Raw genomic sequence first — 11,169 nt, 5'->3', positions numbered from 1 at the left:
GGTAAAGTCGAAAATAAAGCGGTGGAGCAGACCTATGACTACGACAAGCTGGGTAACCTGGTGCGTAAAACGGATGGTCGCAACAACAGCACATTACGGATGTATGACAGTGCCGGCCTGCTTGCATGGGAGAAGAATGCCGTCGGTGCAGTCACGCAGTACCGGTACGACAGCTTCGGCAATAAAACCCATACCAAAGATGCGATGGGTAACTTCATTTTAACAACTTACAACAAGCGTGGCTTGGTGACCAGAGAAGGTCAAATTAGGGTAACTCAACAACGGGAAGTGATCACTGAAACCAAAAAACGAATAGACCCTTATTCATGGTATGGCGCGTCTGGTTCGTATGGTTCTTATGGCACTTCTAGTTCTTATACTACTTATACTACTACTCATACTGTTCCAGGCTCTTTCCGTCATTATGATTCTGGTCTTACCCATACCTATATATACGACCAGACAGGCCGACGTATTCAGGATATTACCGGCTTGTCAGACAACGGCGCCAATACTGTTTACACCCAGTATGATGCGAATGGAAATGTAATTGCCAAGCGGACTATGGAGCGTGTTGTTACCCGCTATGAATACGATGCTTATAACCGTAAGTCCAAAGAAATCACAGCGGATGGTCGCTTTCAGCAGTGGTGGCATGACAGCTTCGGTAATGTCACCCAACGACGTGATCTAAGTGGGCGCACTACCAGTGTCAAACTAAATGCCCACAAGCAAGTAGAGAAAGAGACGAATGGTAATAATGTCAATACATACACGTATTGGAATAACGGTGCGCTGAAGTCGGTTACTCGTACGGGAAGCTCGGGTTGGGATACATTGGCCAGAAAGTTGGCGGAATGGTCGCCCCAGAGCCGGGATCATCATACAAAAAGTGTCACTGGTATATATCGTACTGAAGTGAGTCGCTATGACTACGACAAAATGGGTAATCGTGTTAGCGAATCTCACAGTTCGAATCGGAAGTTCACTCGAAATTACACCTACCTAGAGAAACCAAAGCATAAGTACGGTGGCTACACAACGAAAACGGGGGCTGAGACATTTGTTTATGACTTCAAGCGTACGACGACCAACAAATATAATGCACGTGGTCAGCTAGTCGAAGTTAACTCCCCTCAGCAGGCTTATGCACCGAAAGTCCTTCAGGCAGCAACATCGAAGTACGGGAGTTCGGGGCCAAAGATCGTATCAAATACCTCTGGCCTGCAACGTTTGCAATATTACTACGATGAAGTTGGTAACCGCCGCAAAGTGCATGCCGATGTACTCAGATCTGGGACTTCAGGCATTGTCGAGACCATAGATCATTATTATACCTACGACTCCGTTAACCGGGTACGTGTGGCTGATGCGGATAATGCAACAGGAAGGTATAGAGATGGGACGCGATCCTTTACCTATGATAATCTAAACCGCCGTACGCGTGAGATTAGGCGTGATGGTGGGCGGTATGATCATGAAAAATACAACTACTTGTATAGTTCAGGGCAGCTGACATCAACTTACAAGCTGGATAACTCAACGTCCGCATCAATATCGGCCACAACATATAAGCAGACTTCAAGACAGTATGATAGCTATGGTCGCCTAACACGCGAATACAAATACGCCATTTCGAACGGTGAAGGGAATAGTCATGCGCGGCGGGGAACGGCGATCCAGCGCACCGATTATTCTTGGGGTAACGGTTCAAAGCTGAACAAGCAAACGACCTACAATCTGAGAGATATCTTCCGCAACGAGAAGCACGTTCTGCGTAGGTATGGAAATTCAGGCCCAGTTACAGGTAGTTATTATAAGAAGGTATACAACAATACAGAATTACGTAAGGCTAACGAGGTTGTATACAACAGCTATGACAGCACCGGAAACGTACTGAAATACACGGTTAATGTAAACCGACAGAACAATCAGATTCTGAAGGGAGGGGCCGATGTCAGGGATTACACGGAAGTTCATACCAAGTCCTACTTCTTTGGTACCAGTGCACAGCAGCTGACATCCAATATGACGACGACACGACGTCACTGGAGGCCGAACAACACTACATCGTATTTTGATCGTTTTGGCGAGCTCATGTATGTCCGCGGTTCGAATACCCGCTCTGCAGGCCATGACCGGATGCTCATCAGCAACCGTGATGGGCAGGTACTATTCCGCCGAGACGGTAAACAAATTCAGGACTTTTATTATGCCAACGGAAAAGTCCTGGGCGAATCGGGTACCCTCTCTGCTACTAACTTTGAAAGCCACATGGTTAGTGCATCAAAAATGCAGCAGTCTGCGCCGGGCACCTATGCAGTATCTAATGGCGATACCCTCAAAGGGATTGCCCAGAAGCTGTGGGGGGATCCGTCTCTCTGGTATCTGATTGCTGATGCCAACTCGATAGAGCCGACAGCCGCGCTTCAGCAAGGAATGAGCCTGTCTATCCCGACGGTGAACAATAATGTTCACAACAATGACAGTACTTTCAAGCCGTATAATGCTGCGGATGCCATCGGTAAGATAGATGCCGAGGCGATACATGTACCGCCGCCGAGTGATAACGGCTGTGCATCAATGATTGTTGCAGTTGTAGTAGTCGTGGTAGCGGCAGTAGTGACTTGTGGAGCTGGTGCAGCAATTGCTTCTACTGTTTCTGGAGCGCTGGGCGGCTCGACTGCTGCAGGCGTTGCCGGCTCGATGGCGGCGGGTGCCGTTGCCGCTGCTGCCGGGAATGTAGCCGGCCAGCTTGTCGGCATGGCACTTGATGTACAGGATGGCTTCGATATGGGCTCTGTATTCAAGGCGGGTGCTCGGGGGGCCTTGGCTGCTGGAGTTGGTGCTGTCGCTAATGAGATGGCAGGAATCACCAACTTGAATGAAGCGTCGATTGGCCAAATAGCCGCACGCTCTGCGGTACAAGCGGGGGGCAATTACCTGACTAATGCCGTACTGGAAGGTCATAGTAACTTTAGCTGGAAGGCGTTGGCTGCGAATGTCGCCGGATCCATGGCTGGTCACTATGCCGGTAAAGTGGCGTTAGGGGATACTAATCAGCAATTTGCAAGTGATGTGGCCTCGTCATTTGCAGGTGGCTATACAGAGAATGTAGCCAGAGAGTGGATGGATATTGGCGGTAAGCGTGACTTTGTAAATATCGCTACAGACGCGTTTGGCAATGCGTTGGGGAACTCGGTGGGTCGAGCCTATAAGAAAGCTGCTGAAGAGGCAAGAACTGAGCAAGCAAAAACAGGCTCTCCTATGGTTCAGGCATTTGCGTTACCACCTGAAGATAATCCTGCAAACTGGAACTTTGAAGAAGAAGATCTTACATTCGCAACACATGTTGCTGGGTGGGATGCACAACTTGAGCAACATTTCTCTCAATTGGCTGAATATCAAGCAATGGCTGATGAAGAGTTTAGTAGATTACTAGCAGATCCTGCTTTACAAGCTATTACTCAAGTCCCGATAACTCCTCGAGAATGGATAATTCATGGAGCTGCGGAAATTATTGATAATGGTAGCAATGCTGTAACGAACCATGGCTTTTGGAGTCTTCAAACAGGTAAAATAGTTGGTGGTGCAGCAATAGATGTTGCGTTCGATAGGTATGGTGGGAAGCTTATTCCTGCTAAAGTTAAGTATTGGGCAGGTGATCTTACTGAGCAATTTGGCGGTTGGGCACAAAAGAGTTTCAACTCAGCAAAAATGAAATTTAATTATGACGTACGTCACTGGTTTACTGGAAAGCAAACGCTAAATACAGATCAAGTTTTTTATTCATTTAAAAACTCTGATTATTTTGATCCTAGTAGTAGTTTTGAACCCATGGAGTTATGGATGACGCCAGAACTTATGTCTCCAGAAACTGCAGTACAACGCTTAGCTCTTCCCTTTGACTCAGGATACGACACGATAATGGAAATAACTTTGCCCAAGGGAAACACCATTATGAAGCCGAGGCCTGTTTGGAGCTTATTTGGAAAGCCTGGTGGAGGTACTGAAGTTCGCTCTTATGATAATGTGAGTAGTGATATGTATGAAACGTTTAAGGCCGAAGAGTTTTTAAGGAATAAATGATGGCTAAGATAGAAATTCCTTCTGAGCTAAAAAGGTTTTTAGGTCCTCCTATGGTAATGGACACACATTGGGTTGATATTAAATTGGCTAATGGGCGAGTTTATAAAAAACTTGTAGTTAGAAATAATCGCTACATCACTGGACGTCATGATGATCCTGGGGGGATTGGAAATCTGCCATTTGTTTCAGAAGACATTGTAAGTTTAAGAAGACAGTCTTGCTTTCCTTATTGGTTACACTCTATTTTTAATGATTAACAGTATGTAGGGTGAAAAAGGTCAGAGGTGGTTCCTCTGACCTTTTTGGTTTCAAGGGCTTAGATAGTTGCTTTAGCTTGATGTCTTAGTACTAGGTATGTATATGATGAAGTTTTATGTGTCTTGGGGCTGAGTTACTTTAGCTGAATCAATTGGGCTGGATGACAAGTTATGTAATCCTTTAAGACCAATGTACACTAATCAGTTAAAATGATAGCCCAGTCACAGGTTTTATTATGTTGCATACGCTTACGAATATCAGTTCTTGGTCTGATACAAAGTGTTCAGATTTTAAGTAACTCAATTATTGATTATTGAAGTCTATCGGTACCTGTTATATAGCGTATAAAGTGTAGTGACTAGGTCATCGTTCTTGTTTTTAAATAGTTATAAACTAATAATGATATAAAGTGATATGGTTATTTATCTCTTGTTCTTAGTCTGAGGCTGTCACATCTATAGAACTTAAAAATATCACCTAACACATCTCAAAATACTTGTGATGCCTTTTGAGTGAGGCTTCCTTTGTGTAATGAATTTAAATCCAAGTTAATCTATGACTTATGCGTTTGGTGATAATGGATACTTATACGATTTCAAAAAGGATGAGTGGTTGGTTTTAGTTAATATGAAGTTCACACCAACTTGACTAGAGATTTGTACTTTTGAGTTAACTAAAAATCCATTTCTTGTAATTATCTGTCGCTTCATTTTCGAGTTTTGGAATATTCATCCTTTCTCGCTTTAATGCTTAACAAAAAAATATTTCGTTTGATAACCCTATAAATCAATTAATTACTGCTGCCCGCAGCACAGGAAAAGCTGCGGGACAAGGTTTAAAGGGGCGAGATATGGCTGGGCTGGTATTTGGTAGTGACCTGGGTTTGTATGATTCATCACTGCGGTCACTGAAGGGTCACTTTGGTGCAGGCAACGCGGCATTGCGCCAGGGCGGGATTGGCCACCATGTCAATGCCGGTACCGGCAACCTGGTCCTCACCGACTCGGACGAGATACTGGTCGGCCGCGGCCTCGATATCGCCGCCGAGCGCACCTACAACAGCCAGGGCARCTGGAACGACTCGGACGCCAACGGCTGGCGGTTTGGCTTTGAGCGYCAGCTGGTATCTCTGTCCGGCTCGAGCCTCACCCTGCGCCGGGGCGACGGGAGCAGCGCNGTCTACAGCCTCAGCGGCGNCGTCTTCAAAAACACCAACGGTGACGACGAGGTCGGCCAGTTCAGAAAGTCTGGCAGCAACTACATTTATACCAACCTGAAGACGGGGGCCAGGGATACCTACAACGCCAGTGGCTACCTGGTCTCGTCGGCGGATGCCGACGGCAATGCCCGCACGTACCACTACAGCGGCAGCAAGCTGACCGACATTCGTTTCGCCAATGGCGAGCGCATGGCGTTCGAATACAACGGGACGGGCGGCAGGCTGTCCCGCCTCAAGACCTTTGCCAACGGCGCCTGGTCGACCGAGGTCGACTACGCCTACGATAGCCATGGCCGCCTGTCACAGGTCAAGTCGCAGCTGAACGGCGGCACGTTCACCACCACCTACAAATATGCCGGCAACAGCCAGCGTATCAGCGAGATAAGCCAGAGCGACGGCAGCAAGGTCAGCTTTGCCTACCACGGCGACGGCAGGGTCGCCAGTGTGACTGACGGTACCGGGCAGACGCTGAGCTACACCTATGGCAGCGGCCATACCCAGATAAAGGACGGGTTCAACCGGACCTGGACGTATTATTTCGACGGTGCCAAGCGGCTGACGCGCACGCTGACGCCAGGCACCAGCAGCCTGAATACGTCCGCGCGCCAGCTTGATACCCGGTACCACTATGACGGCAAGGGGCACCTCAGCCGGGTTCACAACGCAACCGCCGGTTACGACACTGCCACGTACACCTATGACAGTGCGGGGAACCGTACCAGTGCCGTGGACGCGGAGGGGAACAAGACCGAATGGCGCTATAGCGGCAAGCTGCTGCTCAGCGAGACGGTCTACCTGAATAAGACCAGCAACCCGGCCACCACCCGCTTTGTCTATGACAGCGAAAAACACCTGCGCTATACCGTTGACGCCGAGGGACGGGTTACCGCCAACCACTACAAGGCCGAAGGGACGCTTTCTGCCACCATCAGCTATGACGGCGGGAAATACAATGTCGCCGCGCTGCCTGTTTCCGGCCAGCTGTCGCTGAGCCAGATGGACAGCTGGCGCAACGGCCAGAACAAGGCCCTCACCAGCCGCACCGACTACTTCTACGATGGCCGTGACCAGCTGACCGAAACCCGCAACTATGCCCATGTCAACAGTGCCGGTGTCGGCATCCTCGACAGTGCCACGGTGCGGACCAAGTTCGTCTATGACCAGTACGGCCTGCTGCGCCAGAAGATAGCGGTCAAGAACAGCGCCACCCATGCGACCAGCTACAGCTATGACGGCGAGGGCCGGGTGACGCGGGTTACCGATGCCAACGGCTACAGCACCAGCACGGTCTATAGCGGCAACACGGTGAAGGTGACCAACGCGGAAGGGAAGATAACCACCTCGAGCTTTGATGCGGCAGGGCGGCTGGTCAGCGTCGACACCGCAGACGGCAGCGTGCACCACCTGTCCAGGCGTATCTATAATGCCAGCGGCCAGCTGGCGATGACGCAATCGCCAACCGGCCAGCGGACGTACTATTTCTATGACGAGGCGGGTCGCCAGAATGCGGTGGTGGGTCATGACGGGCTGGTGTCCGAGACGGTTTACAACACCGCAGGGCAGGTGGCCTACAAGCGGGTGTACTGGAACCATGCCAATACCAGCGGCTGGTTCAACGGCACCACTGTTACCAAGACCCATGTCGGGCAGCTCCGCCCCGCCGTCAATGCTGCCCTTGACCGCACGACGAGCTATACCTACGACAAGACCGGGCAGGTGACGGCCGCCACGGATGCGGAGCAGAACGGCAAAAGCACCGGCAGGGTGGTGAGCTACACCTATTACGACAGCGCCGGCAATGTGGTCAAGACCACCCGGGGCGGGCGCACCCGGTACTTCATCTATGACAAGACGGGCAGGCAGACCGGCTCCATCGATGCCGCCGGCTACCTGACCGAGAACAGGTACAACACGCGCGGGGCCCTGGTCGAAACCATCGCCTACAAGACGGCCACCAACCCGGCGCATCGTGGTTCAGGCGACCTGGCCAAGATCCGCCCGGCGGCGAACACTGGGGACCGCCATAGCTATACCTACTACGACGGGGCCGGCCGGGTACGGGCAACGGTCAGTGCCGCGGGCGAGCTGGTCGAGACCGTCTATGACGAGCACAGCAACCGGACATGGACCTACCGCTACAAAAGTGCCATTACCGCAGCCATCAATGCCAACACCAGTATCAGCCACCTCCAGGGCTACGCCGGGGGCAGCAGCAAGCGCACGGCCGCCCGCCAGGATTTCAATGCCCTTGGTCAGGTGAAGGCCACGGTAGATCCGGCGGGGATCACCACCACGCTCAGCTACAACAAGGTGGGGCAGCTGACGACGACCAGTACCGGCAGCCGGAGCACGGTCACCACCTACAACCGGTTCGGGGCGGTTACCAGGGTTCAGCGGGGGGCGGAGTCGGCGACGACGGTCTATGACAGCGTCGGCCGGAAGACGCAGCAGATTGACGGGGAGGGCAACAAGACACTCTTCTTCTATGATGCCGCCGGCCGCCTGACATACACGGTCAATGCGCTGGGCGAGGTCAGCCAGACCACGTACGACAACATGGGGCAGGTGAGGGAGACCCGCCGGTACTACAACCGGATCAGTACCTCGGGCCTGACGGGGGGCGGTATCACGTCGGCGCTGATCGGAAGGTTAGACGCCAGCAGCGCGGATAGCCGCACCCATGCGATCACGTACAACCGCCTGGGGAAAAAAGTCAGCGAGCAGAGCGGGCTGAACCTGAAGTCGGCGTATAGCTACAATGAGTTCAGCGAGCTGATCCGCTCGGACATCTGGCAGACCACCGGCGGGCTTCGGAACATTACCGACTACACCTATACCGCGCGGGGGGAGCGGAGCGATACCACTCACTACGGCATCGATGCCGGCAGCACCGCGGATGACTCGCTGGTGCGTCGTGAGTACGATGCCTTCGGCAACCTGGTACAGGTCTCGTCGGGCAGCCGTGCCRACGYGGACCAGCGCCGGGTACGCAGCCTYTTCGACAAGGCCGGGCGCGAGCGCTTTGTGATGGACGAGCGGGGCTTTGTCACCGAGAAGCGCTACAACACCTCCGGCCAGGTGGTCAAGCTGGTCCAGTACGGCACCAAGTTTACCGGCAGYTGGGGCAGCGAGTCCGGCGTGGCAGGGTGGCTGGCAACCCACGCCAAGTCCGGCAACCGGGCGACCACCAATACCTATGATGGCGCTGGCCGCTTGGTCAAGGTGACCGATGCCCGTGGCAAATCCGAATCCTATACCTACGATGCCAGCGGCAACAAGCTCAGCTTTACCAACAAGCGGGGGGATACCTGGCACTACGAGTATGACGGCGCCAACCGCCTGACCCGGGAGCTGGCTCCGGGAGTCACCTATCGTCTTAATAATGTTGAAACCCCTGGGACTGTTCTCACTTGTCCTGACACCCGTTTCTTCTATGACAGGAACGGCAACCTGACCAGGCAGGTCGAGGGGCATGGAACGGTGGATGCCCGCACCACCGAGTATCAGTACGATGCGGCCAACCGCCAGACCAGGATCCTGTTGCCGGGCTACCACAGCAGCAGTGATGGCATGGTTCATTTTGCACCCGGAACCGGGAGGGTGAGACAGGTCAGGACGGTGACCTACAATGCACTCGGGCTGGCGGTTGCCCAGTCAGACAATATGGGCTCGACCCGCGAGGTGGACTGGCACAACAGCTACAAGGTGTACGACAGGACCGGGCGGGTCCGCTACGAGGTGGATAGCGACGGTTATGCCACCGAGTACCGCTATGGCGCCAGCAGCAATACCAGCTCGACCGTCAAGGTGATCCGCTACCACAACAAGTTCGGACTGAGCGGTATCCAGGCCGGTACCGTGATCAGCGAGCAGATGGCGGCGGCGCGTATTACTGCCGACAGCAGCAATGACAGGACGCTGACGCGTTACTTTGACCGCCAGGGCCGGGTCAGCAAGGTCGTGGGTGACACGATCACCATYTATGACTCGTCGCGCGGTGCCAAGAGTGTCGCCCAGGAGACGCAGTTTACCTACAACGAGTTTGGCGAGGTGGTCAGGGAGCGTACCCGCATTGACGATGACAACTGGGCCGAGAAGTACACTTATTACAATCAGGCCGGCCAGAAGCATGCCCGGTTCGATGTGCTGAATAAACGTAGCGAAGGCGCGGTTGACGAAGGCTACCTGACCGAGTTTGAGTATGACGCGTTCGGTCAGGTGAGTCTGAAGACTGAATATGCACGGGTGGTCAACCAGGCGCCGTCATTGACAGCAGCGCCTAAAAAACCCTCAGTTGTTGACGGGGGTATTTGTTTTGATCGCTATACCAGCTATGAATATGACGCGCTGGGGCGCAAGACCCGGGAAAGCCGCTGGGACGGGAGCAGTTATCAGTTCTACAGCAGCGGCGACAGAAGCGGGGCGACCGGCAGGCTGACGACCCAAACCGGCTATGACGAGCTGGGCAATGTCGTCTATGAAATCAACGCTGCCGGTGGCCGGGTGGACAAGCGCTATGACGCGTTGGGCCGGCTGATTAGCTCGGAAGGGGTGAAGCATCGGGTAGCGCAAGGGCCGGATGGTTTTTACGGCAGTAAATATGGCCGTCATGAAACTGACTTTGTATACAGTATTCATGGTGACCTGGTACGACAGTACGATAAAGATAGTTCTGAGCAGACTGGGTCTTTTTTTACCACTTATGCTCTTGATGTCCGCGGCCGCCGTATTTCCGTCACAAACGGCGATGGCATTACCACCTATTACAAATATGACGCCAAGGGCAATACCCTGTCGGAAAAGGTACGGATAGATACTAAATACTCTCATTGGAGCGGCAGGACTGATAACGACTACTGGCTGACGAAATCCTACCAGTATGATAAGCGCGGTAACCAAATAAGGACAGATATCAACGGCCGYGTGGAGCAATCCCGCTACAACGCCTTCGGGGAAGTCTCCCAGTCCGGCAAGGCCGGGAACATGGTCTATGCCTACACCTACAATAAAGCCGGCCACCTGACCCGCAAACACCAGGAAAACGGTGATGTGGTCACTCAGTTGTATGATTTGCAGGGTCGCGTTACCTATCAGCTGGCAGCGGGGGGAGCCGGCAGTGCAGATGACTGGAAAACGTATCATACGTACAACAAGTTCGGTTTTCTGCTCCAGCAGAAATTACCGGCACACAAAAACGGCCAGCAGCCGGTCATCAACCGAGTGGTTGATCGCTGGGGCAATGTAACTAAAACCATCAACGCGCTCGGGGGGGTGACGAAACAGCATTATAACCTGAACAACCAGGTTGTCTGGGAGCAGCTGCCGACCGTCCAGGTGATGACCAGCTCAGGTAAAGTCGAAAATAAAGCGGTGGAGCAGACCTATGACTACGACAAGCTGGGTAACCTGGTGCGTAAAACGGATGGTCGCAACAACAGCACATTACGGATGTATGACAGTGCCGGCCTGCTTGCATGGGAGAAGAATGCCGTCGGTGCAGTCACGCAGTACCGGTACGACAGCTTCGGCAATAAAACCCATACCAAAGATGCGATGGGTAACTTCATTTTAACAACTTACAACAAGCGTGGCTTGGTGACCAG

General features: G+C 52.7%; 4 protein-coding genes and 1 pseudogene. All 5 read left to right on the top strand.

The genetic code is table 11. The annotated features are described in order from the left end of the window. Positions 1 to 4,089: LysM peptidoglycan-binding domain-containing protein (locus tag L4D19_RS00085; RefSeq protein WP_428450603.1), on the top strand; the 4,089-nt coding region annotated here is incomplete at its 5' end. After that, on the top strand, positions 4,089 to 4,346 hold the full coding sequence (locus L4D19_RS00080) for a hypothetical protein (RefSeq protein WP_428450602.1): 258 nt from the start codon (positions 4,089 to 4,091) through the stop codon (positions 4,344 to 4,346). The genes L4D19_RS00085 and L4D19_RS00080, both read left to right, overlap by 1 nt. An 851-nt stretch (positions 4,347 to 5,197) precedes the next feature. Next, a pseudogene (locus L4D19_RS30425) lies at positions 5,198 to 7,063 on the top strand (DUF6531 domain-containing protein); the annotation flags it as partial. 626 nt (positions 7,064 to 7,689) lie between these two features. Next, entirely contained in the window at positions 7,690 to 7,992 is a 303-nt protein-coding gene (locus tag L4D19_RS00065; RefSeq protein ID WP_428450606.1) for a hypothetical protein, read from the top strand. A gap of 130 nt (positions 7,993 to 8,122) precedes the next feature. Next, the coding region (locus L4D19_RS00055) for a hypothetical protein (RefSeq protein WP_489685904.1) at positions 8,123 to 11,169 on the top strand (3,047 nt) is incomplete at its 3' end.

The sequence above is a fragment of the Photobacterium kasasachensis genome, assembly GCF_050336885.1.
GTDB classification, from domain to species: Bacteria; Pseudomonadota; Gammaproteobacteria; order Enterobacterales; family Vibrionaceae; genus Photobacterium; species Photobacterium kasasachensis.
The sequence above is the reverse complement of the archived record's forward strand: the minus strand, read 5'-3'. Positions and strand labels throughout refer to the sequence as shown.